Source organism: Butyricicoccus sp. AF18-9LB, assembly GCF_027684505.1.
Taxonomy (GTDB): Bacteria; Bacillota; Clostridia; order Oscillospirales; family Butyricicoccaceae; genus Agathobaculum; species Agathobaculum butyriciproducens.
The window spans coordinates 2,051-27,224 of record NZ_JAQCWA010000008.1; the positions used below are offsets into that span (position 1 = coordinate 2,051).

The following is a 25,174-nucleotide window of genomic DNA, read 5'->3' on the forward strand; positions in this document are numbered from 1 at the left end:
TAAATCACTCTTGTTCAATTATGCGGTATTGCCTTAACTCTTTTGCTTAAAATATATCACAGAATCATAAACAGCGTGCCTGCCGCAATCAGAATGCCGCCGATCACACCCTTGACCGTCACGGTCTCGTGCAGGACAACAAACGCCAGAATCATCGTGATAACAACGCTCAGCTTGTCGATCGGAGCCACACGGCTAGCCTCTCCCATCTGCAGTGCCTTGTAGTAAAACAGCCACGAGCCGCCGGTCGCCAGTCCGGACAGGGTAAGAAATACCCAGCTTTTGGCGCCGATTGCGCTTACGCCGCCCTGTTTTCCCAGCAGGAAGACCATGCCCCATGCCATCACGAGCACCACAGCGGTTCGGATAGCAGTAGCAAGCGTGCTGTCCACGTTTTCCACGCCGATTTTGGCTAAAATCGTTGTCAGTGCGGCAAATACCGCAGAGAGCAGCGCATAAATGATCCACATTGCATTTCGCCCTCTTGTCATAATTTTCGCTTCCTAAATTGTTGATTGTAGTGTGTGCGAAATTATACATGGGATAACACATCTGTTAACCCATTCGTAGGGCGGGCTGCCCTCAGCCCGCCGTTGCAACCGAGTGTTCCCGTTTATGTGCGGCGGGGTGAGGGCACCCCGCCCTGCGGAATCCGTTGTAAAGTGTGTTTATTTTAGCACAGTTTAGCGCCAGCCGGAATGCTGTCGTCCAGCATGAGCAGGTTGAGCTTTTCGTCCTTTTCGGCGGAAAGCAGCATGCCGTTGGACTCCTGACCCATCATCTTGCGCGGCGGCAGGTTGGTAACGGCGACGACCGTCTTGCCGACCAGCTCCTCCGGCTTGTAATACTTGGCAATACCGGACAGAATCTGACGCGGCGTGCCCGAGCCGTCATCCAGCTGGAACTTGAGCAGCTTATTGCTCTTCTTGACGTTCTCGCATGCGAGTACCTTGCAGACCGTCATATCGACCTTGCAGAAATCGTCAAACGGGATATCCGGCAGGAACTCAACTGCAGGCTTCTGCTCTGCCTCGGCAGCCTTCTTTTCCTCCTCGATCTCAGCGAGCTTCTTCGGAATGTCGATGCGCTCGAACAGGATGGAGGCTTCGCCGACCGGCTGACCCGGCTGCATGCCGTCAAACGAGGTCAGGCTCTCGACGCCCTTGTTTTCAACACCCAGCTGTGCGAAAATCTTGTCCGCGGTGTCCGGCAGATACGGCTTCAACTCAACAGCGGCAAAGCGGATCGCTTCGAGCAGGTTGTACAGCACCGTGCCCAGACGCGCCTGCTTGCTCTCGTCCTTGGCGAGTGCCCACGGCATGGTCTCGTCGATATACTTGTTGGAGCGACGCAGCAGTGCAAATACCTCGTCGATGGCATCTGCAACGTGCAGGGTGTCCATCTTCTTCTCAACAGCCGCCGGCAGACCGAGTGCGACTGCCTTCAGCTCGTCGTCGAGTGCTTCCGGTGCGGTCGGCGCCGGAACAATACCGCCGAAATACTTCTTGGTCATGGCAATCGTGCGGTTGACCAGATTGCCGAGCACATTTGCCAGATCAGAGTTAATGCGTTCGCAGATCAGCTCGTAGGAGAGCACACCGTCATTTGCGAACGGCATCTCGTGCAGAACGTAGTAGCGGATGGCATCCACACCGAACAGGCGAACCAGATCGTCCGCATAGATAACGTTGCCGAGCGATTTGGACATCTTGCCGTCGCCGACCAGCAGCCACGGATGACCGAATACCTGCTTGGGCAGCGGCTCGCCGAGCGCCATCAGGAAGATAGGCCAGTAAATCGTGTGGAAGCGAATGATATCCTTGCCGATCAGGTGCACGTCCGCCGGCCAGAACTTCTTGTAGTGCTCATCGTGGTTGCCGTCCGGATCGTAGCCGCAGAAGGTGATATAGTTGGTAAGCGCATCCAGCCAAACGTAAACAACATGGCCCGGGTCAAAGTCTACCGGAATACCCCAGCTGAACGAGGTGCGGGAAACACACAGGTCCTGAAGTCCCGGCTTGAGGAAGTTGTTTACCATCTCGTTCTTGCGGCTCTCCGGCTGAATGAACTCGGGGTGCTCCTCGATGTGCTTCATCAGGCGGTCGGCGTACTTGCTCATGCGGAAGAAGTATGCCTCCTCCTCAGCGTCTACACACGGGCGGCCGCAGTCCGGGCAGCAGCCGTCCTTCAGCTGGCTTTCGGTCCAGAAGGACTCACACGGCTTGCAGTATTTGCCCTTGTACGCACCCTTGTAAATATCGCCCTGATCATAAAGCTTTTTGAAGATCTTCTGCACTTTTTTCTCATGCATCGGGTCGGTGGTGCGGATGAATTTGTCATAGGTGGTGTTCATCAGATCCCAGATGGTCTTAACCTCACCGGCAACCTTATCAACGTGCTGCTGCGGCGTAATGCCGGCTGCCTCGGCCTTCTCCTGAATCTTCTGACCATGCTCGTCCGTACCGGTCTGGAAGTAAACATCGTAACCGGTCATGCGCTTGTAGCGTGCGATAGCGTCGGCCAGCACGATCTCGTAGGTGTTGCCGATGTGCGGCTTCGCCGAGGTATAGGCGATCGCCGTCGAGATATAATAGGGTTTCTTGTCCATTCGTGTATTCTCTCCTTACATATATAAATATGTTTTATGCGTAACAGCGGGGAACAGGGAACAAAAAATCCTCCGTTCCTGCAATGGCCTGTATTTTGCCACTGCAAGGACGGAGGACAAACCTTCCGTGTTACCACCTTGCTTTACGCCTTCCTCGCGGAAAGGCGCCTCAGCGGGTAGGATGCTACCCATCGTCCTCGATAACGGCAGGACCTTGCCGCCGCAGCCTTGCCTACTATTATAAAGCAGGTTCGGTGCGAAGCTCCAAGACCATGTTCGGCAGTGCCCTCTGCGCTCCGCTTTCACCGCCCGGAACTCGCTTTGACGTACCTCACTGCGTACTCTTCTCTTCACTGCTTTTAACAGATGTGCTCAGGAAAACAGCGTTTTCCTGTATACAATGTTATTTTACTATATCGGGGAAGGTTTGTCAAATCTGTTTACGGTGCAGCAAGGCCGGTCGTCGCAGCCTCAAGTAAAAAAAGTCTTGACAACAGTGGCTCAGAGGTCTAATATAAAACATATTGATAAAGGTGATGAACGGGTAAAGTAATTGTCACCCCTGTCCGCAGAGAGTTGCCGGTTGGTGTAAGGCAGCGTCAGGAAGCAGTGAAACTCGCCCGGGAGCTGTCCGCTGAAAGTCCTTCGGACCGGTAGGAGGGAACGGATACCCACCGTTACAGGGGAGCGCATTGTCAGATGTGCATAGAGTGGTCGCACCATACTGCGGCAACAAGAGTGGTACCGCGGAGCTTTCGCTTCGTCTCTTAATGATTGGATTAAGGGACGAAGCTTTTTTTGTCCCTGTAAGCCCGGTAAAATTCTGAATAGGAGAGGACAAGATACCATGGGAAGAACAGTTAAGATTTTTGATACGACGCTGCGTGACGGTGAGCAGTCTCCCGGCTGCAGCATGAACCTGAATGAGAAGATCGAGGTCGCAAAGCAGCTCGAAGCCCTCAAGGTTGATATCATTGAAGCAGGCTTTGCCGCTGCTTCGCCCGGCGATGCTGCTGCTATCGCAGCAATCGCTGATACTGTACGCGGCGCTACCATCTGCTCGCTGGCACGCTGCCGTGAGCAGGACATCGAGGCGGCATGGAACTCCATTCGCCGTGCAGAGTCTGCCCGCATTCACACCTTCCTGGCAACCAGTCCGGTACACATGGAGTACAAGCTGAAGATGACGCCGGACGAGGTGCTGGAATCCGTAGCACATAACGTGGCCTTCGCCAAGAAGTTCTGCTCGGACATCGAGTTCTCCGCTGAGGACGCAACCCGCTCCGACCTCGACTTCCTGTGCCGCGTCGTTGAAACCGCCATCAAGGCCGGTGCTACTACCATCAACATTCCGGATACCGTCGGCTACATGATCCCGCAGGAGTACGCCTCCCGCATCAAGTACCTGCGTGAGCACACCGAGGGTATCGAGAACGTCATCCTGTCCTGCCATATGCACAACGACCTCGGCATGGCAGTTGCAAACTCTCTGGCAGGCGTTGAAGCCGGTATTGACCAGATCGAGTGCACCATCAACGGCATCGGCGAGCGTGCCGGCAACGCCTCCATGGAGGAGTGCGTCATGGCGCTCAAGACCCGTGCCGACCACTTCGGCATCGGCTGCAACATCGAAACCACCCAGATCTACCGCGCAAGCCGCATGATCCAGACCATTACCGGCGTTGCTGTTGCACCGACTAAGCCGATCGTCGGTGCAAATGCGTTCGCACACGAGGCGGGCATCCACCAGCACGGCGTGATGGCCAACAAGGAAACCTACGAGATCATGACTCCGGAATCCGTCGGCATCCCGAAGAACGCGATCGTGCTCGGCAAGCATTCCGGCCGCCATGCGTTCGAGGAGCGCCTGCATGAGCTGGGCTACACGCTCGATCACGAGAAGCTCGAGAAGGCATTCGAGAAGTTCAAGGTTCTGGCCGACAAGAAGAAGGTCATCAAGGATCGCGACCTCGAGGGTCTGATCGGTGCTGTTCCGGTTTCCGGCGAGGAGCGCTACACGCTCGACCGCTTTGTCATCAACTCTGGCAACACCATTACCTCTACCGCTGTTATCCGCGTCAAGAAGGGCGACGAGATGTTTGAGCGTGCTGCCGCTTCCGACGGCCCGATCAATGCATCGTTCCATGCAATCGACAAGATCATCGGCAAGGAAATCGTTCTGGAGGACTACTCGCTGCGCGCACTGACCGACGGCGAGGACGCACAGAGCGAGGCTATTGTCAAGATCCGCGTAGACGGCAGCAACGAGGTTGTTACCGGCCGCGGCGTATCGGTTGACGTTATGGAGGCGTCCATCAAGGCGTACATCAACGGCATTAACAAGTATTTTAACGACTAATTCAGCAGGAGGAACGCTGTTATGGGTATGACAATGACGCAGAAGATCCTCGCAAAGCATGCGGGTCTGGAAAGCGTAACGGCAGGTCAGCTGATCGAGGCAAACGTAGATCTCACGCTGGCAAACGATATCACCGGTCCGGTTGCCATCCGAGAGATGGAGAAGGCGGGCTTCGATAAGGTGTTCGACAACACCAAGATCGCACTGGTAATGGACCACTTTGCACCGAACAAGGATATTAAGTCCGCAGAGCAGTGCCTCGAGTGCCGCGAGTTCTCCAAGAAGTACAACATCGTAAACTTTTTCGACGTTGGCGCAATGGGTATCGAGCACGCGCTGCTGCCGGAAAAAGGCCTGACCGCTCCCGGTGAGCTTATCATCGGCGCGGACAGCCACACTTGCACCTACGGCGCACTGGGCGCATTCTCCACCGGCGTCGGTTCTACCGATCTCGCCGCAGGCATGGCGACCGGCAAGGCATGGTTCAAGGTGCCGAGCGCCATCAAGTTTGTGCTCACCGGCAAGCTGAGCCCGTGGGTATCCGGCAAGGACGTCATCCTGCACATCATCGGCAAGATCGGCGTGGACGGCGCTCTGTACAAGTCGATGGAGTTCGTCGGCGAGGGTGCACACGCGCTGTCCATGGACGACCGCTTCACCATCTGCAACATGGCCATCGAGGCCGGTGCAAAGAACGGCATCTTCCCAGTAGACGACAAGACGATGAATTACATCAAGGGCCGCGTAAACCGCGAGGTTACCGCATTCGAGGCCGACGCTGACGCCGAGTACGAGCAGACCATCGAGATCGACCTGTCTGCACTCCGTCCGACCATCGCGTGCCCGCACCTGCCGGAGAACACCAAGACCATTGACGACCTCGGCCATATTGAGGTTCAGCAGTCGGTCATCGGCTCCTGCACCAACGGCCGCATCGACGATATGCGCGTTGCAGCCGAAATTCTCAAGGGCCGCAAGGTAAATCCGAATGTGCGCACCATCATCATCCCCGCAACACAGGAAGTTTACCTGCAGTGCATCGAGGAGGGTCTGACCAAGATCTTCATTCAGGCCGGCGCTATCGTTTCCACGCCGACCTGCGGCCCGTGCCTCGGCGGTCATATGGGTATTCTGGCGCACGGCGAGAAGGCGGTTTCCACCACCAACCGCAACTTTGTAGGCCGTATGGGTCATATCACCTCGGAAATTTATCTGGCAAGCCCGGCCGTCGCTGCCGCAAGTGCGGTAGCAGGCTATATCTGCGCACCGGACGACCTGAAGTAAGGGAGGAAACACATACCATGAACGCAAAAGGCAAGGTTTTCAAGTACGGCGATAATGTCGATACCGACGTTATCATCCCCGCACGTTATCTGAATATCGCAGACCCGAAGGAGCTGTCCACCCACGCAATGGAGGACATCGACGCGGATTTCGTAAAGAATATGCACCCGGGCGACATCGTTGTCGCAACCCGCAACTTCGGCTGCGGCTCCTCCCGTGAGCACGCACCGCTCGTTCTCCGCGAGAACGGCGTTTCCTGCGTTATCGCGTCCTCGTTCGCGCGTATCTTCTACCGCAACGCCATCAATATCGGTCTGCCGATCCTCGAGTGCGAGGCAGCGGCCAACGGCATCGACGCAGGCGACGAGGTAGAGGTCAACTTCGACACCGGCGTGATCACCGACGTTACCAAGGGCGAGAGCTGGCAGGCAGCTGCATTCCCGCCGTTTATCCAGAACATCATCAAGGCAGGCGGCCTGCTCAAGTCGCTCAAGGAGAGAGAGGCATAATCCCATGGAATACAATATTGCTGTTGTCAAGGGTGACGGCATCGGCCCGGAGATCGTATCCGAGGCTATGCTCGTGCTCGATAAGGTCGGCGAGAAGTTCGGCCACAAGTTTGGTTTTCAGGAGGTCCTCGCAGGCGGCTGCTCGATCGACAAGAACGGCATCCCGCTGACCGATGAGACCATCGAGATCTGCAAGAACGCGGATTCCGTTCTGCTCGGTGCAGTCGGCGGTCCGAAGTGGGACGATGTGCCGAGTGCAAAGCGTCCGGAGAAGGCACTGCTCGGTCTGCGCGCCGCACTGGGTCTGTTCGTCAACCTGCGCCCGGCGCAGATGCACAAGGCACTTGCGGATGCGTGCCCGATCAAGCCTGAGATTATTGGTGACGGCTTCGACATTCTCGTTTGCCGTGAGCTGACCGGCGATGTTTACTTCGGCAAGCACTACCGCCGCGAGAGCGACAAGGGCTGGGGCGAGACCGGTGCAGACGACATGAACTACTCGGTTTATGAGGTAGAGCGCATCGGCCGCCGTGCTTTTGAGATGGCGATGAAGCGCAATAAGAAGGTCTGCTCGGTAGACAAGGCAAACGTGCTCGAAACCAGCCGCGTATGGCGCGAAACCATGCACCGCATCAAGGACGAGTACCCGGAGGTCGAGTACACCGATATGTATGTTGACAACTGCGCGATGCAGCTTGTCCGCAATCCGGGTCAGTTCGATGTTATCGTAACCGGCAACCTGTTCGGTGATATTCTGTCTGACGAGGCTTCTATGATCACCGGCTCCATTGGTATGCTGCCATCCGCCTCGATGAATGAGAGCGGCAAGGGTATGTATGAGCCTATCCACGGCTCCGCGCCGGACATCGCGGGCAAGGGCATCGCAAACCCGATCGCGACCATCCTGTCGTGCGCGATGATGCTGCGCTACTCCTTCGGTCTGAAGGACGAGGCAGACGCCATCGAAAGCGCTGTTGAGAATGTCCTCAACGCAGGCCACCGCACCGCGGACATCGCCGCAAAGGGCGAGAAGGTACTGTCCACCTCCGAGATGGGTGCACTGATCCGCGAGCAGCTTTAATTGTGCGGTGTTGCCTTAAGAATAATCAGGAATGAGTAATCCGTAATTACTCCGTGAATTTTTTCCTATCAAGAAACCCGGTTGCGATTAGGCTGCAACCGGGTTTTTCGATAGTCTCGCGGCTTCGGTTTTTCGAAGCCGTTTTTGTTATATGGAGAATCGGCTTTACGCGTTCTCACTGTTTCTCTCGCTCTTGGCATAGCTCTTGAACGAGTGGATAACGATCGTCAGACCGAGTACGATCAGCAGTACCGCAAGGATAAGCTGCAGACCGTTTGCGATGAATACCGCTCCCCAAGTGGTCTCACCGGCCGGAATAGCCGTTGAGGCGGCAGCAGAGATCGCCTTTACCATAGCAAGGAAACGCTGCACCAGCGCGGTGAAGGTAACACACAGCATGATGACCAGCGGCGGGAAGATCATCTTGTTGCTGCGGCCGGTAACCTTGAGGAATACGCAGAGCGTGATAAGCACCAGAGCGCTCAGCAGCTGGTTGGCAGAACCGAACAGCGGCCAGATATTGGCGTAGCCGATCTTGGTAAGCAGAAAGCCAAATGCCAGCGTGATAATCGTGGAGAAATATACGTTGCAGAACAGCTTGCGCCAGCCCTCGGCATGCTCCATGTCATCGATGGAGAACAGCTCCTGAAAACTCATGCGGCCGATACGCGCAACCGCGTCCAGACTGGTCAGCGCCAGTGCAGAAACGCACATGGTCATAAATGCAGTGGCAACATAAACCGGAACGCCGAACATCTCGAAGAAGCCTGCGACACCGCTGCTGAATACCTGAAACGGCGTGCCCGCTGCCGGCGTACCGTCAGCTGCTGCAGCAGCACCAGCAACGCACAGTGCCAAAACAGCCAGCAGGCTTTCCAACACCATCGCGCCGTAGCCAACCTTGGGCATGTCCTTTTCGTTCGCAATGGTCTTGGAGGACGTACCCGAGGAAACCAGGCTGTGGAAACCGGAAACCGCACCGCATGCAACGGTTACAAACAGGATCGGGAACATCGTGCCAAGCTTCTCATTGGTAAAACCGGTGAATACCGGCAGGTTCATAGTCGGATGTGCAACAACCAGACCGACAACTGCGCCTGCGATCATGCAGATGAACATGAAGGTGGTCATGTAGTCGCGCGGCTGCTTGAGCAGCCACATCGGAAGGACAGCGGCGAAGAAGATATAAACGAAGGTGATATAGCTCCATGCTGCCTTACCGAAGATAAGCGGGCAGTTCATGCCGATTGCAAAGGAGGCAACGATGCACACAATGCCGACAACTGCTTCTTTCCAGCCGGTCAGGTTAAACTTTTTCTGGATAAGGCCGAGCACAACCGCGAATACCATAAACATGATGGAGATCATGCCTGCCGCACCGTTGGTGGTTGCGGCAGCAGCCAGCTCGGTAACGCCTGCGTCAGTGACAGTGTAGGCGTTGAATGTGCCCGCAACCATATCTGCGAATGCCGCAACAACGATGCAGCAGAAGATCCACGAGAAAATCAGGAACAGCTTGCGGCCGGTTTTGCCGATGTACTTCTCAATCAGCATACCCATCGACTTGCCCTTGTTCTTAACCGAAGCGTACAGCGCGCCGAAGTCGGCTACCGCGCCGAAGAATACGCCGCCGATCAGCACCCACAGCAGTACCGGCAGCCAGCCGAACGCCGCAGCCTGAATTGCGCCGGTTACAGGGCCTGCGCCCGCGATGGAGGAGAACTGGTGACTGAATACCGTCCAGCCGTTGGTCGGCACAAAGTCCTTGCCGTCATTAAATTCAACGGCAGGCGTCTTGGCTTTCGGGTCGATACCCCATTTGTTCGCCAGCCAGCGTCCGTAGAAAACGTACGCGCCGAACAGAACAACAGCCGCGATCAGCACGATTACAAGTGTGTTCATGTTTTTTCGTCTCTTTCTTGAAATGATTTGCGATTCCGCAGCCAAAGGTACGCAAAAAAGCCTTCGTCCATGCAGGAGGATCACGAAGATGATCCTGCAAAGACGAAGGCATATACATTATTGCTGTATTTACTTCCGCGTTACCACTTTGCTTGCCGACAGTACGCTGCCGACCTCTCATTGCCGCCCGGTACCGCATTCTTCCGGAGGGCTTTTCCTGTTAACGGTGGATATCCGGCCTCGACTACTCGGCATTGCCTTTGATCGAAGCTGCTCGCAGGGGATAGCGAACCCGTGCCTTGCTGCCGTCTTGCACGACCGACGGCTTTCTGTGAGCGGTGATACGGATACGTCATGTCCTGTTCAAAGCATTTGGCTACTGAACGATTCGTATGATAGACCTCTTTTTGCCGTTTGTCAACCGGACAGGAGACGAAAAATGCAATTTTGGCAACACCTGCAAATCCGGCAGTATTGATAAATAAAAATTTGTTTATTTTTTAACGGCGTATCAGATACAGCAAGATTCTATACTTGACAAATGCATTTTACACGGCTTATACTGATATTATATAAAAGACAAGCAAGGGTGCTGTGATGAGCGGCTGAGAGGGCGAGAAACCCAACCTTTTGAACCTGTTGGTTAATGCCATTGTAGGGAAGCTGTCGCATTGCTGGGATTGAGTGCTTCGGTTTTGCCGCAGGGTGAAAACGAGGCGTTTTTTATTTTCCCGGCAGCGATGATAAAATTGGAGGGAACAGGAATGAAAACAGTGCTTACCATTGCCGGTTCGGACTGCTCCGGCGGTGCAGGTGTACAGGCCGATCTGAAAACCATGGCGGCACACGGCGTGTTCGGCATGAGCGTTATCGTATCAGTCGTAGCGGAAAACACCGCACGCGTGATCGACATTCAGGACATCAGTCCCAAGATGATCGAAGAGCAGATCGATGCCGTATTTGAGGATATTGTGCCGGATGCGGTTAAAATCGGCATGCTGTCCTCGCCGGAGTGCATGAAGGCGGTAGCCGGCAAGCTGGCACAGTACAAGCCGGCGCACATCGTGATTGATCCGGTGATGTTCGCCAAAAACGGTGATCCGCTGATGGATCCGGCGTCTGTCGGCACACTTATTGAGACCGTGCTGCCGTTTGCTGAGGTGCTGACTCCGAACGTACCGGAGGCGCAGTATCTGGCAGATATGGAAATCCGCACGCCGGAGGACATGGAGGAGGCGGCACGCCGCATCTATGCCAAGGGCTGCAGAAACGTGCTAGTCAAGGGCGGCAAGAACATCGCGGGCGCGGTGGATGTACTGTTTGACGGCGAGACCTGTCACCGCATTGAGATTGAGCAGATCGACACCACCAGCACGCATGGCACGGGCTGCACGCTGTCCTCTGCGATCGCATCCAATCTGGCGCTTGGCCACAGCGTGCCCGAAGCGGTAAAGCTGTCTAAAGAGTACGTCACCGACGCTATCCGTCATGCACCCGGTCTGGGGCATGGCTGCGGTCCGCTCAACCATTTTTGCCGTATTTTTTCGGAGGAGTGAAAGACAATGAAAAAGAATTCTATCCGTAAGCTGACCATTGCAGGCGTTCTCGTCGCAGTTGCAGTCGTTGGCAGCCTGTTTTCCATACCGGTGCTTGGCGCAAAGTGCTCGCCGGTGCAGCATATGGTAAATGTGCTCGGCGCCGTTCTGCTGGGCCCGTGGTACGCGCTCGGCATGGGCTTTGCAGCAGCACTGATTCGCAATGTGCTCGGCTTGGGAAGTCTGCTGGCATTCCCCGGCTCGATGATCGGTGCGCTGCTGTGCGGTCTGGCCTACAAGGCCTGCCCGAAGCTGCCGGTCGCTTACGTTGGTGAGGTATTCGGCACCGGCATTCTCGGCGGTCTGGCTTCCTACCCGATTGCCGCATTCGTGATGGGCAATACCAAGGCAGCTCTGTTCACCTTTGTGCCGTCCTTCCTCGTGTCCACTGCGGTAGGTGCGGCGATTTCGGTTCTGGTGCTGAGCGCCCTCAAGCGCACGCATGTTCTCAGCGCACTGGAAGGTGCTAAGCATTGATCGAAACCATTAAAACCGTTCTCGAAAACACGCAGAACCGCACACCGATGGTGCATTCCATCACTAATAATGTTACCATCAACGACTGTGCGAATATCATCCTTGCGGCAGGCGGCACGGCCATTATGGCGCAGGATGAGCGTGAGGTCGAGGAGATTACCTCGCACGCGCAGGCACTTGTAATCAACATGGGCGCTGTCCGTGCACAGGAGGCCATGCTGCGTGCAGCCAAGATTGCCAGGCGAAACGGCAATCCGGTCGTACTCGATCCGGTAGCCGCCGGTGCCAGCACGCTCCGGCGTGAAATGTGTTCCCGTCTGCTAAGTGAAAATCTTGTTTCGGTCATTCGCGGCAATGCATCCGAGGTGCGGGCGCTCGCCGCCGGCGCCGAGCAGGAGACCGGCGTGGAAGCCAGTGCGCTCGACAGCGTGACCGAGGACAATTTACAGGAATCCGCAGCGTGGCTGCGGTCGTTCAGCCGCCGGACCGGAGCTGTCGTCATGCTCACCGGCGCGATGGATGTGATTACCGATGGAACCCGTACCGCAGTGGTACGCGGCGGCAGTACGTATCTGCGGCGGATCACCGGCGCAGGCTGTATGCTCACCTCGCTGACCGGCGTATACTGCGGTGCGAATCCAGATATATTGTTAGAAGCCGCAGTCACGGCATCGGAGGTGATGAAGCATTGCGGAGAAACAGCCGAGGCGCGTGTGCGTAAAGAGATGGAGGGCACCGCTTCCTTTCGTACGCGCCTGATCGACGCGGTAAGTCTGCTGAACGCGGACGAGCTGACGCCGAACCTCTGTTTGCAGATTCTGTAAGCAGAAAAATGCTGCCGGCAGAATTTTGCCGTCAGTCTTAGGAAAATCATCAACATACTTTCATTGGGGGTACCACCTTGAACAACAAAACCACCGAAAGACTGCTTGCCGCAACGCAGGACATCTGGGAAGGCTATCTGAACCATCCGTTTGTCCACGGTATTGCCGACGGCAGCCTCGACATTCAAAAATTTCGTTTTTATCTTCTGCAGGATTATGTTTACCTGTTTGATTACGCAAAGGTATTCGCGCAGGGCGTTGTCAAGTCCCGTGATCCCGAGATCATGCGCGTGTTCGCAACCTCGGTGGCGAATATTCTCGGCGGCGAGATGAACATTCACCGCGGCTACATGGGCCGTCTCGGCATCACCGAGGAGGATGCAGAGCGCGTCAAGCCATCGCTGAATAACGAGTCTTACACCTCATACATGCGCGCTGTTGCGGCCGAGGAAGGTCCGGCGGAGATCATGGCGGCTGTGCTTTCGTGTGCACTCAGCTATGAATACATCGCCAAGTGGATCGTCGCCAACTACCCGAACGCCGATCAGCATGAGTTCTACGGTGAGTGGGTACAGGGCTACGCATCCGAGGACTATGCGGCAGAAAACCGCAAGCTGGTCGCTTATATGGAGCGCCTGAGTGAGGGCTATACCGAGCCGCAGCTTGCGCGTCTGACCGATATTTTCGTCGCATGCTCGCGCTACGAGGGCATGTTCTGGGACATGGTCTGGAACGAGGCGATGTAAGCCATGCTGGAGTTTCAGAGCGTCGTTTTTCAGTACGACAGTGAGGATTTTAACATCATCGACGGTCTGTCCTTCCATCTTGAGAAGGGAGAATTTGTGTCGGTCATCGGGCCGTCCGGCTGCGGCAAATCCACCATTTTCCGCCTGACCAACCAGCTTCTGCCGCGCAAGAGCGGTGAAATTCTGGTGGACGGCAAGAGCATCGACGGACGGCGCGGCTACTGCGGCTACATGCCGCAGCGCGACCTGCTGTTTCCGTGGCGCACGGTGAACGAAAACCTGCGTCTGCCGATGGAAATTCGCGGCGGCATTTCCCGCGCGGAGATGGACAAGCGTGCGGCGGAAACGCTCGAGCACGTCGGTTTGGCTGGCTGGGGCGACAAGCGCCCGGAGGAGCTTTCCGGCGGCATGCGTCAGCGTGCGGCATTCGCGCGTACGCTGCTGACCGGCTCGGAACTGCTGTTGCTCGATGAACCGTTTTCCGCACTGGACTTTCTCACGCGCATTACCATGCAGGAATGGCTGCTCGATCAGTGGGAGCAGGACAGCAAGACCGTCCTGTTCATCACCCACGATGTAGAGGAGGCTATTTTCCTGTCCGGCCGTGTTCTGGTCGTGGAGGATACACCGATCCGCAAGCTGCACTCGTTTAAGGTGCCTGCACCGTATCCGCGCACGCGTGCGTGCCTGACCGACCCGAAGATGCTCGAGCTGAGAGAAAATCTGATTTCGCTGCTCAGAAAAGAGGTGCAGGCATGAAAAAGAATGCAAATCTGCCCGCACTGATCTTTATGTTCGCGCTGCTCATCGTCTGGCAGTGCATAGCCATGGGCATGAATGCGGCCTACATTCTGCCGTCGCCGACACAAGTGCTTGTGCGCCTGTGGGAGCTGCGCAAGCCGCTGTTCACCGCACATCTGCCGGCCACCATGCTGTGTACCGGAGTCGGCCTTGCGATCTCGATCGCGCTCGGTCTGCTGCTCGCCATCGTAATGGACGCGAGTCCGTCGGCGGAGAAAATGCTGTACCCGCTCATCGTCGCTTCACAGACCATTCCGACGACTGCACTTGCGCCGCTGTTTGTGCTCTGGTTTGGCTACACGATCTGGAGCAAGGTGCTCGTCACCGTGCTCATCACGTTTTTTCCGATCGCGATGACCGTGTTTGACGGTTTCCGCTCAGCGAAGACCGATATGATCGATATGCTCAAGACCTTCGGCGCAGGCAAGAAGGAGATTTTCCTCAAGCTGAAGATCCCGGCAGCGCTGCCGTACTTTTTCTCGGCGCTCAAAATGGCGATCCCGATGTCGATCATCGGCGCTGCTATCGGCGAGTGGCTGGGCGCACAGGCGGGTCTTGGCTATTTCAGCCGCCGCATGATGACGCAACTGGACGGCGCAGGCGTGTTTGCACCGATCGTACTGCTGAGCGTGGTTGCGATGATCGCAGTAGGTATTGTAAGCTGGCTGGAAAAGAAGATCATCACCTGGCGCAGCAGTTTATAATCTTGATAACATAATTTTAAGAAAACGAAATTTTTGTTCTAACATAAGGAGAAAATTACATATGAAAAAGCGTATTTTTGCACTTCTGGCAGCAGGCACCATGCTGCTGACCGGCTGTGGCGCACAGAACGCCGCACAGTCTGATGCGGCAAACAGCGGCAGCGATGATCTGCAGCACCTGACCGTTGTGCTCGACTGGTATCCGAATGCTCTGCACGCATTCCTGTACGAAGCACAGGAGAAGGGGTACTTCGCCGAGGAAGGTCTGGATGTGGATATCCAGTCTCCGGCAGGCGTAAACGATGCGATGAGCATGGTTGCTGCCGGTAAGGCAGATATCGGTCTGTACTATCAGCAGGATGTGATTCAGGCTCGCGCAGAGCAGAATGTGCCGATCAAGTCCATCGGTGCGGTAGTTCAGGGTCCGCTGAACATCATCCTGTCGCTCAAGGACAAGAACATCACCAAGCCGCAGGATCTCGAGGGCAAAACAGTCGGCTACGCAGGCACCGAGCTTTCCGAGGCACTGGTCCGCAGCATCATGCAGTCCAACGGTGCCGATCCGAACAGCGTGAACATGGTTGACGTTGGCTTCGACCTGATGAGCTCGATGACCACCGGCAATGTTGATGCAACCATCGGCTGTCTGGTTAACCACGAGGTACCGCAGATGGAGAAGGAAGGCTTCGAGGTCAATTACTTCTTCCCGGATGATTACGGTGTTCCGAAGTATTACGAAGGTATTTTCCTCGCAAGCGATGATATGATTGCGAACAATTCCGATACGCTGAAGGGCTTCCTGCGCGCTTGCAGCAAGGGCTTTGAGGACTTCAAGAGCAATACCGACGATGTTCTGCAGGTTCTGCTCGACAATCAGGACGAGGCAAACTTTGCACTTGATCCGGATGTAGAGAAGAAGTCCTGTGAGACGCTGCTGCCGCTCATGGAGACCGAGGACGCCAAGTTCCTTTCTCAGACCGAGCAGTGCTGGCAGGAGAACATTGACTGGATGTACGATCAGGGCCTGATTGCAGAGAAGCCGGATGTTTCCGACGTTATGGTAAACCTTGACTTCTAAAAGTACGCATATAGAACAGGGGACAGAGCATTGGCTCTGTCCCTTTTGTGTTATCCGTCCAGCTTGTCGATCATTTCGCGCATTGTGTCCGCGGAACGCTGCAGCTGTGCCAGTTCTTCCTCGGAGAGTGGAATATCCAGCACGGCTTCCGCGCCGTTTCGTCCGACGATAGTCGGCACACCCAGACAAATACCGTCCACGCCGTAGTGTCCGTGAATCATCGAGGTGACCGGCAGCACGGAATGTTCATTGCGCACAATGGCCTCCGCGATACGCCGCACCGCCATGCCGATACCGTAATAGGTTGCGCCTTTGCTGTCGATAATCTGGTAAGCCGCATCGCGCACATGCTCGTAAATGCGGGAAAGCTCGTCTGTGGGCTTGGTGATGCCGGCAATGCGGCAGTAATCGTCCAGATCGGCGCCGGAGATGTTAGCGCTCGACCATACCGCCAGCTCGCTGTCGCCGTGCTCGCCGATGATAAACGCATGCACGTTGCGGCTGTCCACGCCAAGCCGCTGCCCGAGCAGGTACTTGAGCCGCGCAGTATCCAGCACGGTACCGGAACCGAGCACACGTCCGGCAGGGAAGCCGCTCAACTGCTGCGCCAGACAGGTCAGCACATCGACCGGATTGGATACAACCAACAGGATCGCCTCACGATTGACTGCCGTAAGCTGTGCAATGATGGATGACAGGATGCCTTTATTGCGCCCGAGCAGCTCCAAACGGCTTTCGCCCGGTTTCTGGTTTGCGCCTGCCGCAATGATGATAAGACCGCATTCGGCGAGGTCAGCATAGTCTCCGGCAGTGACGCGGCACGGCTTGCTGAACGCCACACCATGATTGATGTCCGATGCCTCACCGATAGCCTTGCCGCGGTTCATATCCACGAGTACCAGATCGGAGAATAGTCCGGAAACCGCCAATGTGTACGCGCAGGTCGCACCGACAAAGCCTACACCAATCACGCCGCATTTTTGAATATTCGTCATATTGGATACACTCCTTCTGCGAGTAGTATATCCGTTTTGTTGTTGGAAAACACATGACTTTGTGCTATACTTATACTGTATTTTTATCGGCAATATCAGTTCAGGAGGATAGGGCTATGAATAAATGGTTACGCGCTGTCTGTGTTGGCGCGGCTGCCGCTGCTATGCTGACCGCTTCGGCCTTTGCGGCAAATTATACGAATTGTGCGGATTCGCTGCACGAAATGGGTCTGTTTCAGGGCACGCAGAACGGCTACGATCTTGACCGCACGCCGACCAGAGCGGAAGCGGCTGTCATGCTGGTGCGGCTGCTCGGCAAGGAGGCTGAGGTCAAGACGCTGACGTATACTGCACCGTTTACCGATCTCAAGGGATGGGAAAAGCCGTATGTGCAGTATCTGTACAGCAACGGTCTGGTGAACGGCACGAGCCGGACGACCTTCAATCCGACTGGCAAATGCACCGCGCAGATGTACGCGACCTTCCTGCTGCGTGCGCTCGGCTACTCGGATACGGCGGATTTCAGCTATGCGAACGCAATAGAGACTGCTCGTGAACAGGGTATTTACGACACCGGTATCATCAACACGCAGAATTTTCTGCGCGATGATGCTGCAGCGGCAAGCTACACGGCGCTGTCCGTTTCGCCGAAGAACAGTGAAGGCACACTGCTGGACCAGCTTGTCAGCGAAAACGCGATAACCGAAGCGAACGCGAAATCGTATCAGAATCTGTTTTCGACCTACGCGCAGTACCGCGAGGCAACCGCCGGTATGGATGCTCTGCTGCATTACTCGGTCAACAGCGAGCTTGCATCTCCGGTGGTTGTAACTCGTGACGGCAAGACCGTCATGCAGGTGCAGACGAGTGAGACCACCGTGTTCGACCGCGAGAAGAACGAGCTGCTCACCGACCGCAAAATGACGCTTTCCGCGCCGAATACATCGGATAAGCAGTTGCTGACGCAGAGTTATCTGTCGGACGGTGCGCTGTATCACAAATTGAATGGCTCATGGTCGGCAGAGCTGGTGACTGCTGCTGAGCAGGAGGGCCTTGCCGCGATGTATGGCCGCGTACCGTTGGTGTGTGTCGATTCGCTGAGCCAGCGTGCAGGCAGCTGGACCATTATCTGTGCCGATACGCCGAACGTGTATACCGAACTGCTCTGGTCGGTCGAAAGTGCAATGGGTGATTTAGACGAAGCCGTCCGGCTGCAGCCGACCACGGTAACACAGTCGGTCAGCGGCGGCACAATTCACAGGCAGAGCGTTTCTGCAGCCTTCACGCTGGACGGCATGACGGCAGAGCCTGTTATCATCAGCACACTGGACAAAACCGGTGCAGATGCTGTGCTGAACGCGCCCAAGTAAACGCATAAGTTCCGCCTTTTTCGCATATTTGTGTAATACGGAGGTGCGGAGATGGAGAGACGGCTGAAATGCGGCGTTTGCGCCGCGGCGGCACTCGCGCTGGTGCTGTGCTTTGGCATGGAGCAGAAAACCCGTGCAATGCAGACGGCAGGGAACACCGAAGTTACGCTCGTCATTGATGCCGGACACGGCGGCTTCGACGGCGGTGCGGTCGGCGCGGATGGAACCGCCGAGCAGGATATCAATTTGAGCATTGCAAAACGGGTGCAAGTGCTGGCGAATTTCTTCGGTGTGCCGACTGCTATGACGCGGCCGGATGAAAATGCACTTGATTACGACCCTTCCCGCACGGTGCGAGAGAACAAAATCGCGGATATCAAGGCGAGAGAAAAGCTGGTAAACAGCATTCCGTCACCGGTGTTTTTGAGCATTCACCTGAATAAATTCAGTGACGCACAGTACCATGGCGCACAGGTGTTCTACTCGGCAGGGAATGTGCAGAGCAAGCCGCTGGCCGAGCAGATACAGCAGTGCCTGATCGACGGCTGCGACCCATTGAATCATCGCAAGGCTAAACAGGCAGACAGCGCCATCTATCTGATGAAAAAGCTGGACTGCCCGGCGGTTATCATCGAATGCGGCTTTCTGTCCAATCCGGCCGAAGAAGCGCGGCTGCGGGACGAAGCCTATCACAAACAACTTGCTGCCGCCGTGATCTGCGGATATTTACGCAGCCAGAGCGGAATGTAACGGAGGAAATATGAAGCAAAAGACAGTTTTTCTGTGCGGTGACTGCGGATATGAAAGTCCGAAATGGTACGGCAAATGTCCGTCCTGCGGCGCATGGAACACCATGAGCGAATTCAAGGAGAAGCCGGTTTCGGCGGCACGCGGCACAAATACATTTCAGCGCGGCGAATCGCGGCCGACGCTGCTCAAGGATATTGATACCGGAGACGAGAGCCGGTTCCATTCGGGCATCGGTGAACTTGACCGCGTTCTCGGCGGCGGCGCTGTACACGGCTCGTTTGTGCTGGTCGGCGGTGAGCCGGGCATCGGCAAATCGACGCTTCTGCTGCAGATGTGTCAGGAAATGTGCAAAAACGCACGCGTGCTCTATGTTTCGGGCGAGGAATCGCTCAAGCAGATCAAAATTCGTGCGGCACGCCTGCACATTTCTTCACCCGAGCTGTACATCCTTGCAGAGACCGACATGGAGCAGATCATCAACGAAACCGAGCTGCTCGAGCCGGATATTCTGATCGTGGACTCTATCCAGACGGTCTACAAGCGTGATTTAACTGCCGCTCCCGGCGGTACAACGCAGATCAAGGAATGCGCGATGAGCCTGATGCAGTACGCGAAGAATCGCAACGTGACGATTTTTATTGTTGGTCATGTCAACAAAGAGGGTACGCTGGCAGGTCCCAAAATCCTCGAGCATATGGTAGACTGCGTGCTGTATTTCGAGGGGGAATCCGCCGGTCCGTTCCGCTGTCTGCGTGCGGCGAAAAACCGTTACGGCTCGACCAATGAAATCGGCGTGTTTGAGATGAGCGATCACGGTCTGCTCGAGGTGCAGAATCCGTCTGCGGCTATGCTGGCCGGTCATCCGCAGGGTGCGTCAGGTAACTGCATTGCCTGTGTGATGGAGGGCAGCCGTCCTCTGCTCGCCGAGGTGCAGGCGCTTGCTGCGAAAACGCAGTTTGGTGTGCCCCGCCGCACCGCTGCCGGCGTGGACTACAACCGCATGGTGCTGCTGCTCGCCATTCTGGAAAAACGCTGCGGGCTGTTTCTCTCATCGAGCGATGTGTACGTCAACGTCGTCGGCGGCATGCGGCTGGACGAGCCTGCTGTGGATTTGCCGATGGTGCTGGCAATCGCATCCAGCTTTCGGGACAAGCCGCTGCCGGAAGGCGTCATGAGCTTCGGCGAGGTCGGTCTGACCGGCGAGCTGCGCGCGGTATCCAATCCGGGACAGCGTATCAATGAAGCATATCGTCTTGGTTTCCACACCTGCATCATGCCCATGCAGGATGTGGACGAGGACCTGCTGCAGAAAATGAATATCGTGCGTGCGAAAACCGTCGGTGACGCGATTCGTGCCGTATTGTGAGCATAATTTACACCTCCTCTCCGCAGACTAAACTCAGTTTGCGTCAGGGGAGGTTTTGCATTTGGAGAAAAAGATCCGCGCGGTGCTGCTTACGACGGCAGGTGTGCTGACGGCAATGCTGTTCTGGTCGTGGAAGCACCGTCCACCGGAGGCGGTTTTGGTACGCACAGCGGCCGCCGAAACGCAGGATATCTACAATAGTGTGACGATTTTCGGTACGGTCGAGTCCGCAGAGAGCACAGCGGTTTGTCCGGCGAAAAATGGTGTAGTAAGTGCAGTGTATGCCGAGGCAGGCGACACCGTGCAGAAGGGTGATATTCTGTGCACGCTGACTGATATCGGCAGATCGCAAACAGCTGCGGATTACTGGCAGACCGCACAGAGCGTGTTTGCAATTTCCGGCACGGTGAACACTGTCACCGCCGAGGACGCTCACGCGCTGTATGCGCCGATGGACGGTACTGTGCTGACCGTTCCGCAGGCGGGCGAGAGTGTATCGGCCGATATGCCGTGCATACAAATTGCGAATCCGGATAAGCTGCGCGTGCGTGCGCAGTCTCCCGAGCTATATGTAGGAGAGCTTGCTGTCGGGCAGCGCGCTAACATCACATTTTCGGCAGTGGACGGCACCTTTCACGCCGAATTAACCGCAATTGCTCCTGCGGCTGTGAAAACCTTTAGTCTGACAAACGAAGATGCCGAAGCAACCGTTGAGGTGCTGCTCGATTTGAACGGCTCAACCGAAAATCTGCGCCCCGGTTATTCCGCGACCGTTAAGGTGCTCACAGACCATCGAGACGATGCTGCGGTTGTACCATATGAAGCAATTTGCCAGCGCGGAGAACAAGAGTTTGTATTCTGCGTGCAGGACGGCCATGCCGTGCAGTGCGCGGTACAGACCGGCTATCTGCTCGAGGATACGGTTGAAATTATAGACGGCTTGCCAACAGGTGTATCGGTCATTCTGTCGCCGCCCGATGAATTGACTGACGGTGATCCGGTGGAGGTACAGACATGAGACTGCGGGATATTCTGTCACTTGCGGCACATAATCTGCGGGAAAGTCCGCTGCGGACGGCACTTTGCGCGCTTTCTGTTGCGGTTGGAAGCGGTGCACTGCTGCTTATCCTTTCCATTGGTCTGTATGGGCGAAAACAGGTGGACGTCGGTTTGCAGACACTCGGCGTCAGCGGTTTATCGGTGTACACGGAAAGCGGACACGCGGGAACGATACTCTCGGCAGCACTGGCGGATGAGATAGAGCAGGATGTGGACGGCATTCGCACGCTGATGCCGATCAAGGCGCAGAGCGGCACCGTGCGCGTCGGACACACAACTGAGCACGCGGTACTTCTCGGTGCAGACGAACGGCTCGGTGAAGTCATGCAGATGGAGATGCTGGCAGGCACACTGCCGAACGCATGGCAGTGTGCAAACGCTGAGCCGGTCGCCGTGGTCGGCGATGATCTGGCACAGGCGCTGTACAGACGGACAAATATCACCGGACGGCAGATTCGGCTAAAGGTAAACGGCACCGACCGGTATTTCACGGTATGCGGTGTTGTGCGGGCACAGACGGGGGCATTCGGCGGAATGCTGTCGGCGGTTGCACCGCATCTGGTCTATGTGCCGTATGTGTGTATCGCGTCGCAAACCGAACGCACGGATCAAGTGTTCGTGCAGTGCATTTCGCAGGCAGATACTGCTTCGGTCAGCTCTCAGATCGAAAAGTACCTGACCGATCGACAGCAGGTGCGCGGCGTGCATGTACAGAATATGTCGGGTGCGGTGCAGACCGTACAGCAGCTTGCCGAAATGGGAATCGGCCTGTTTGCCGCCGTCGGTGCGGTAACACTGTTTGTCGCGCTCATCGGTGTGATGGGAAGCATGCTGGCTGCCGCTCACGAGAAAACAGGGGAGATCGGCATTCTGCTGGCGCTCGGCGCACAGCCGCATGATATTCGCCGGACATTTCTCCTGCAGGCTGTGCTGCTGTGCCTGTTCGGCGGAACCGCCGGTCTGGCAGCCGCAGGTGCGCTCCTGCACTTCGGAGCAGCACTGCTCCTGCCGGAAGGCCGTGTGTTTGCCGGATTGCTGATACTTTCCACACTCAGCGGAGCCGCTGCCGGACTGCTCCCGGCGGTTCGTGCGGCTGCTCTCGATCCAATCGACGCAATATGCAAATAACTCTTTTCTTTCGCCTTTATTTGTGCTATCATTAACAGTGACAAATAACGAATAGGGCGACTGTACCGTAGAAAGGAATGGAGTTTGCATGCGCCATATTATTGATTTATGTGATTTAACGGAAAAGGAATTTTCCGATCTGTACAAGCTGGTCAGCAATATTATCGACCGACCGGAGGGTTATGTAGATGCCTGCCGCGGCAAGGTGCTGGGCAGCCTGTTTTATGAACCTTCTACCCGTACCAACCTGTCGTTTTCCACCGCGATGATGAGACTGGGCGGCAGTGTTGTCGGTTTTTCCGATCCGAACGCTACTTCTGCGTCTAAGGGCGAAACGCTCAAGGATACTATCAACATGGTATCCAGCTATGCGGATATGATCGTCATGCGCAACCCGCGAGAGGGTGCAGCCAAGGTAGCTTCAATGTACTCGTCTGTGCCGGTCATCAATGCCGGCGACGGCGGTCATCTGCACCCGACCCAGACGCTTGCCGATATGATTACCATTCTGCGTATGCGCGGCTCGGCTGACGATATGAAGATTGGCCTGTGCGGTGATTTGAAGTACGGCCGTACCGTGCATTCTCTGCTGCATTTTCTGCAGCGGTATCATAATGTACAGTTTTATCTGATTGCACCTGATGCACTCAAGCTGCCGGACTATATGGTAAAATTCCTGAAAGACAACAATATGCCGTTCTGCGAGGTAGACAGCATTGATGAAGTTCTTCCCGAGTTGGATGTGCTGTACATGACCCGCATTCAGCGCGAGCGCTTTGTCACGGCAGAGGAGTACACAAACCTTGAAGGCAATTATCAGCTGACTGCTGAGAAGATGAAGCGCGCCAAGAAGGACATGCTGGTGCTTCATCCGCTGCCGCGTGTTGATGAGATTGCACAGGACGTGGATGATGATCCGCGTGCGGTCTACTTCCGCCAGGCACGATTCGGCATGTTCGGCCGTATGGCACTGCTGCTGACGCTGTCCAAGCTGCCGTTCGAGCGTGCCGGTCATCATGAAATCGGTGCAGATCCTGGCATCCGCTGCTCCAACCACAAGTGCATTACAAGAAGCGAGCTGTATGTACCGCTGCACGGCAAGGTCGGTGACCGCTGTCCGTACTGCGATGCCGCGATAGAGCTGCAGCTGTAATAAAAAACAAAGGGGCTGTTGCAGAACAGGTCCGCAAAGAGCGCAGGGACGAAAGGCTGCATAAGGCATTTCGTCCCTGTGCCTGTTTTCGGAAATGGGTGGTTTGATTTTGTTTCACACCTTAATCATAAAGCAAAAAGACGAGTAAGCACTCCCTTTCGAGGGAACTTACTCGTCTTTTCTTACGCACTATTTTGCAGCGCGCCCCTTTTGTTACTTATCGCTGTTTTTCGGCTGTTTTACAGGCACACGCTCACCGTTCGGCCGGATTTCCGCCAGCGGATTTCTTGCCGCAGCTTCACGCATGTTTTCATTCTCGATGTGGGTATAGATCATGGTCGTATCCACACTCGAGTGACCAAGAATGCTTTGCAGCGTGCGGATATCCACGCCGTTCTGGTACATGAGCGTTGCTGCTGTGTGACGCAGCTTGTGCGCAGAGTATTTTTTCTGATCGAGACCGGCCTGACCGATATATTTCTTTACCAGCCACTTGACTGTCTGTGCGTTAATACGGTTGCGCTTTTTGCTGACAAACAGCGCGTCCGCGTCCTGCTCGTTCGGCTCCAGGCGTTTGGGCAGATACTGCTCGAGTGCGGCAAGACACGCATCATTGAGAAATACCGTCCTCTGCTTGCCGCCCTTACCGAGCACGCGCACGGTATCGTCCTTGAAGTCGGTCAGATTCAGTCCGACCAGTTCGGAAACACGCATGCCGCAGTTAAGGAAAAACGTCAGGATGCAGTAATCTCGCTCGGCATACGGGCCGGTGACGGATTCCAGAAGCCGCACGCTGTCGTCCGTTGTAAGATAAGTCGGCAGAGATTTACGGACAGTCGGCGCTTCCAGTCCGCTGACCGGATTGACCTCTAAAACATGCTGTTTATCGGTTAAATACCGAAAAAACGCGCGTATCGCAGAGACCTTGCGTGCACGCGAGTTGACACTCAATCCGTAATTGGTGTGGTTGCTGTTCTGCTGAGTTGGGCGGCTCTGCGCCATGTATTCCAGATAATCATAGGTGTCCGACAGCGTGATATCACGGATAAAATCCAGATCAATGTCGCTGATGTCGATCTCATCAAGCGGAAGATTTTTATCGACTGCGCCTTTGTTGTGCTTGAGTACGCGAAAAAACAGCCGCAAATCAAGATAATACTCGTGTGCGGTTTTTGCGGATTTGCCGCGTATTGTGGAAATATAGGTTAAAAAATCCCGCAAAACGCGCGGTGCGTCTGCGGCGTATTCGTTCATCGGCTTGTCCATTGCTGCGCTCTCCTCGCCTGCTGTGATACTGTATTTATTATAACGCATTCTGCAATTTGCGTCAAACTTGCAATTTTCGGAAAAACAACGTATAATAAAGCCAACAACTTAATGGAAGG

Annotated in this window: 22 protein-coding genes and 1 other annotated feature; of the genes, 17 read left to right on the forward strand and 5 right to left on the reverse strand. The window is 55.6% G+C overall.

Translation table 11 applies throughout. From position 1 onward, the window contains the following. Window positions 1–56: 56 nt before the first annotated feature. Both PGY33_RS06580 and metG read right to left on the reverse strand, forming a co-directional pair. Window positions 57–470, reverse strand: coding sequence for an EamA family transporter (locus PGY33_RS06580; protein WP_117488099.1), 414 nt, complete (start codon window positions 468–470; stop codon window positions 57–59). A gap of 203 nt (window positions 471–673) precedes the next feature. Continuing rightward, window positions 674–2,608 (reverse strand): methionine--tRNA ligase, encoded by a 1,935-nt coding sequence (gene metG / locus PGY33_RS06585; RefSeq protein WP_117752003.1) that lies wholly within the window; start codon window positions 2,606–2,608, stop codon window positions 674–676. 527 nt (window positions 2,609–3,135) lie between these two features. Next, window positions 3,136–3,379 (forward strand) — a binding site (T-box leader). Between the two features lie 76 nt (window positions 3,380–3,455). Here metG and PGY33_RS06590 point away from each other — a divergent pair. From PGY33_RS06590 to leuB, 4 genes are read left to right on the forward strand one after another with little or no spacing between them, the layout of a single operon-like run. Then, entirely contained in the window at window positions 3,456–4,967 is a 1,512-nt protein-coding gene (locus tag PGY33_RS06590) for a 2-isopropylmalate synthase (protein ID WP_118480023.1), read from the forward strand. Window positions 4,968–4,988: 21 nt separating this feature from the next. Then, on the forward strand, window positions 4,989–6,251 hold the full coding sequence (gene leuC, locus PGY33_RS06595; protein WP_181967635.1) for a 3-isopropylmalate dehydratase large subunit: 1,263 nt from the start codon (window positions 4,989–4,991) through the stop codon (window positions 6,249–6,251). Window positions 6,252–6,268: 17 nt separating this feature from the next. After that, window positions 6,269–6,760 (forward strand): 3-isopropylmalate dehydratase small subunit, encoded by a 492-nt coding sequence (locus PGY33_RS06600; RefSeq protein ID WP_117488093.1) that lies wholly within the window; start codon window positions 6,269–6,271, stop codon window positions 6,758–6,760. A 4-nt stretch (window positions 6,761–6,764) separates the two neighbouring features. Then, entirely contained in the window at window positions 6,765–7,841 is a 1,077-nt protein-coding gene (gene leuB / locus PGY33_RS06605) for a 3-isopropylmalate dehydrogenase (protein WP_118480025.1), read from the forward strand. 165 nt (window positions 7,842–8,006) lie between these two features. Here the strand turns inward: leuB and PGY33_RS06610 are convergent, their stop codons facing one another. Beyond that, window positions 8,007–9,743 carry a carbon starvation CstA family protein gene (locus PGY33_RS06610; protein WP_118480027.1) on the reverse strand — a complete coding sequence of 579 codons (1,737 nt, stop codon included), beginning with the start codon at window positions 9,741–9,743 and terminating at the stop codon, window positions 8,007–8,009. Window positions 9,744–10,507: 764 nt separating this feature from the next. Between PGY33_RS06610 and thiD the strand changes: the two genes are divergently transcribed. The 7 genes from thiD (at window position 10,508) to PGY33_RS06645 (ending at window position 15,968) form a co-directional block, all read left to right on the forward strand. Further along, window positions 10,508–11,299, forward strand: coding sequence for a bifunctional hydroxymethylpyrimidine kinase/phosphomethylpyrimidine kinase (gene thiD, locus PGY33_RS06615; RefSeq protein WP_270477822.1), 792 nt, complete (start codon window positions 10,508–10,510; stop codon window positions 11,297–11,299). A gap of 6 nt (window positions 11,300–11,305) precedes the next feature. After that, window positions 11,306–11,815, forward strand: a complete 510-nt coding sequence (thiW, locus tag PGY33_RS06620) for an energy coupling factor transporter S component ThiW (RefSeq protein WP_116704920.1) — start codon at window positions 11,306–11,308, stop codon at window positions 11,813–11,815. Continuing rightward, entirely contained in the window at window positions 11,812–12,639 is an 828-nt protein-coding gene (gene thiM, locus PGY33_RS06625; RefSeq protein WP_270477824.1) for a hydroxyethylthiazole kinase, read from the forward strand. The genes thiW and thiM overlap by 4 nt, the downstream gene beginning before the upstream one ends. 77 nt (window positions 12,640–12,716) lie before the next feature. Beyond that, on the forward strand, window positions 12,717–13,385 hold the full coding sequence (gene tenA, locus PGY33_RS06630) for a thiaminase II (protein WP_270417902.1): 669 nt from the start codon (window positions 12,717–12,719) through the stop codon (window positions 13,383–13,385). A gap of 3 nt (window positions 13,386–13,388) precedes the next feature. Next, entirely contained in the window at window positions 13,389–14,144 is a 756-nt protein-coding gene (locus tag PGY33_RS06635; protein ID WP_270477827.1) for an ABC transporter ATP-binding protein, read from the forward strand. Continuing rightward, on the forward strand, window positions 14,141–14,890 hold the full coding sequence (locus tag PGY33_RS06640; protein ID WP_118359346.1) for an ABC transporter permease: 750 nt from the start codon (window positions 14,141–14,143) through the stop codon (window positions 14,888–14,890). The genes PGY33_RS06635 and PGY33_RS06640 overlap by 4 nt, the downstream gene beginning before the upstream one ends. 61 nt (window positions 14,891–14,951) lie before the next feature. Next, the gene (locus tag PGY33_RS06645) at window positions 14,952–15,968 is read left to right on the forward strand and encodes an ABC transporter substrate-binding protein (protein ID WP_270477829.1); all 1,017 of its coding nucleotides are present in this window, start codon (window positions 14,952–14,954) and stop codon (window positions 15,966–15,968) included. Between the two features lie 50 nt (window positions 15,969–16,018). Here PGY33_RS06645 and PGY33_RS06650 read toward each other — a convergent pair whose 3' ends face one another. After that, window positions 16,019–16,963 (reverse strand): L-lactate dehydrogenase, encoded by a 945-nt coding sequence (locus tag PGY33_RS06650; RefSeq protein ID WP_270477831.1) that lies wholly within the window; start codon window positions 16,961–16,963, stop codon window positions 16,019–16,021. A 116-nt stretch (window positions 16,964–17,079) separates the two neighbouring features. Between PGY33_RS06650 and PGY33_RS06655 the strand changes: the two genes are divergently transcribed. From PGY33_RS06655 to pyrB, 6 genes are all read left to right on the forward strand, one after another. Further along, entirely contained in the window at window positions 17,080–18,333 is a 1,254-nt protein-coding gene (locus PGY33_RS06655; protein WP_270477833.1) for an S-layer homology domain-containing protein, read from the forward strand. Between the two features lie 51 nt (window positions 18,334–18,384). Then, the gene (locus tag PGY33_RS06660) at window positions 18,385–19,083 is read left to right on the forward strand and encodes an N-acetylmuramoyl-L-alanine amidase (protein WP_118480043.1); all 699 of its coding nucleotides are present in this window, start codon (window positions 18,385–18,387) and stop codon (window positions 19,081–19,083) included. 10 nt (window positions 19,084–19,093) lie between these two features. Next, complete coding sequence (gene radA / locus PGY33_RS06665; protein ID WP_110436803.1) at window positions 19,094–20,449, forward strand: DNA repair protein RadA; 1,356 nt, start codon at window positions 19,094–19,096, stop codon at window positions 20,447–20,449. 61 nt (window positions 20,450–20,510) lie between these two features. Then, on the forward strand, window positions 20,511–21,467 hold the full coding sequence (locus tag PGY33_RS06670) for an efflux RND transporter periplasmic adaptor subunit (protein WP_118480045.1): 957 nt from the start codon (window positions 20,511–20,513) through the stop codon (window positions 21,465–21,467). Next, a complete protein-coding gene (locus PGY33_RS06675) occupies window positions 21,464–22,636 on the forward strand; it encodes an ABC transporter permease (protein WP_118480047.1) in 1,173 nt (390 codons plus the stop codon). Before PGY33_RS06670 ends, PGY33_RS06675 begins: the two co-directional genes overlap by 4 nt. Before the next feature lie 88 nt (window positions 22,637–22,724). Beyond that, the gene (gene pyrB / locus PGY33_RS06680; RefSeq protein ID WP_118359360.1) at window positions 22,725–23,789 is read left to right on the forward strand and encodes an aspartate carbamoyltransferase; all 1,065 of its coding nucleotides are present in this window, start codon (window positions 22,725–22,727) and stop codon (window positions 23,787–23,789) included. A gap of 213 nt (window positions 23,790–24,002) precedes the next feature. Here the strand turns inward: pyrB and PGY33_RS06685 are convergent, their stop codons facing one another. Further along, entirely contained in the window at window positions 24,003–25,055 is a 1,053-nt protein-coding gene (locus tag PGY33_RS06685) for a tyrosine recombinase XerC (RefSeq protein WP_117488071.1), read from the reverse strand. Window positions 25,056–25,174: the final 119 nt, after the last annotated feature.

What these genes read in the sequence shown, in the direction of transcription:
- PGY33_RS06660 (WP_118480043.1), top strand. Translation starts at nt 18,385, where the DNA reads ATGGAGAGACGGCTGAAATGCGGCGTTTGCGCCGCGGCGGCACTCGCG.
- PGY33_RS06610 (WP_118480027.1), bottom strand. Translation starts at nt 9,743, where the DNA reads ATGAACACACTTGTAATCGTGCTGATCGCGGCTGTTGTTCTGTTCGGC.
- radA (WP_110436803.1), top strand. Translation starts at nt 19,094, where the DNA reads ATGAAGCAAAAGACAGTTTTTCTGTGCGGTGACTGCGGATATGAAAGT.
- PGY33_RS06635 (WP_270477827.1), top strand. Translation starts at nt 13,389, where the DNA reads ATGCTGGAGTTTCAGAGCGTCGTTTTTCAGTACGACAGTGAGGATTTT.
- PGY33_RS06655 (WP_270477833.1), top strand. Translation starts at nt 17,080, where the DNA reads ATGAATAAATGGTTACGCGCTGTCTGTGTTGGCGCGGCTGCCGCTGCT.
- PGY33_RS06650 (WP_270477831.1), bottom strand. Translation starts at nt 16,963, where the DNA reads ATGACGAATATTCAAAAATGCGGCGTGATTGGTGTAGGCTTTGTCGGT.
- leuC (WP_181967635.1), top strand. Translation starts at nt 4,989, where the DNA reads ATGGGTATGACAATGACGCAGAAGATCCTCGCAAAGCATGCGGGTCTG.
- PGY33_RS06580 (WP_117488099.1), bottom strand. Translation starts at nt 470, where the DNA reads ATGTGGATCATTTATGCGCTGCTCTCTGCGGTATTTGCCGCACTGACA.
- thiW (WP_116704920.1), top strand. Translation starts at nt 11,306, where the DNA reads ATGAAAAAGAATTCTATCCGTAAGCTGACCATTGCAGGCGTTCTCGTC.
- metG (WP_117752003.1), bottom strand. Translation starts at nt 2,608, where the DNA reads ATGGACAAGAAACCCTATTATATCTCGACGGCGATCGCCTATACCTCG.
- PGY33_RS06645 (WP_270477829.1), top strand. Translation starts at nt 14,952, where the DNA reads ATGAAAAAGCGTATTTTTGCACTTCTGGCAGCAGGCACCATGCTGCTG.
- thiD (WP_270477822.1), top strand. Translation starts at nt 10,508, where the DNA reads ATGAAAACAGTGCTTACCATTGCCGGTTCGGACTGCTCCGGCGGTGCA.
- pyrB (WP_118359360.1), top strand. Translation starts at nt 22,725, where the DNA reads ATGCGCCATATTATTGATTTATGTGATTTAACGGAAAAGGAATTTTCC.
- PGY33_RS06590 (WP_118480023.1), top strand. Translation starts at nt 3,456, where the DNA reads ATGGGAAGAACAGTTAAGATTTTTGATACGACGCTGCGTGACGGTGAG.
- PGY33_RS06675 (WP_118480047.1), top strand. Translation starts at nt 21,464, where the DNA reads ATGAGACTGCGGGATATTCTGTCACTTGCGGCACATAATCTGCGGGAA.
- leuB (WP_118480025.1), top strand. Translation starts at nt 6,765, where the DNA reads ATGGAATACAATATTGCTGTTGTCAAGGGTGACGGCATCGGCCCGGAG.
- PGY33_RS06685 (WP_117488071.1), bottom strand. Translation starts at nt 25,055, where the DNA reads ATGGACAAGCCGATGAACGAATACGCCGCAGACGCACCGCGCGTTTTG.
- PGY33_RS06600 (WP_117488093.1), top strand. Translation starts at nt 6,269, where the DNA reads ATGAACGCAAAAGGCAAGGTTTTCAAGTACGGCGATAATGTCGATACC.
- PGY33_RS06640 (WP_118359346.1), top strand. Translation starts at nt 14,141, where the DNA reads ATGAAAAAGAATGCAAATCTGCCCGCACTGATCTTTATGTTCGCGCTG.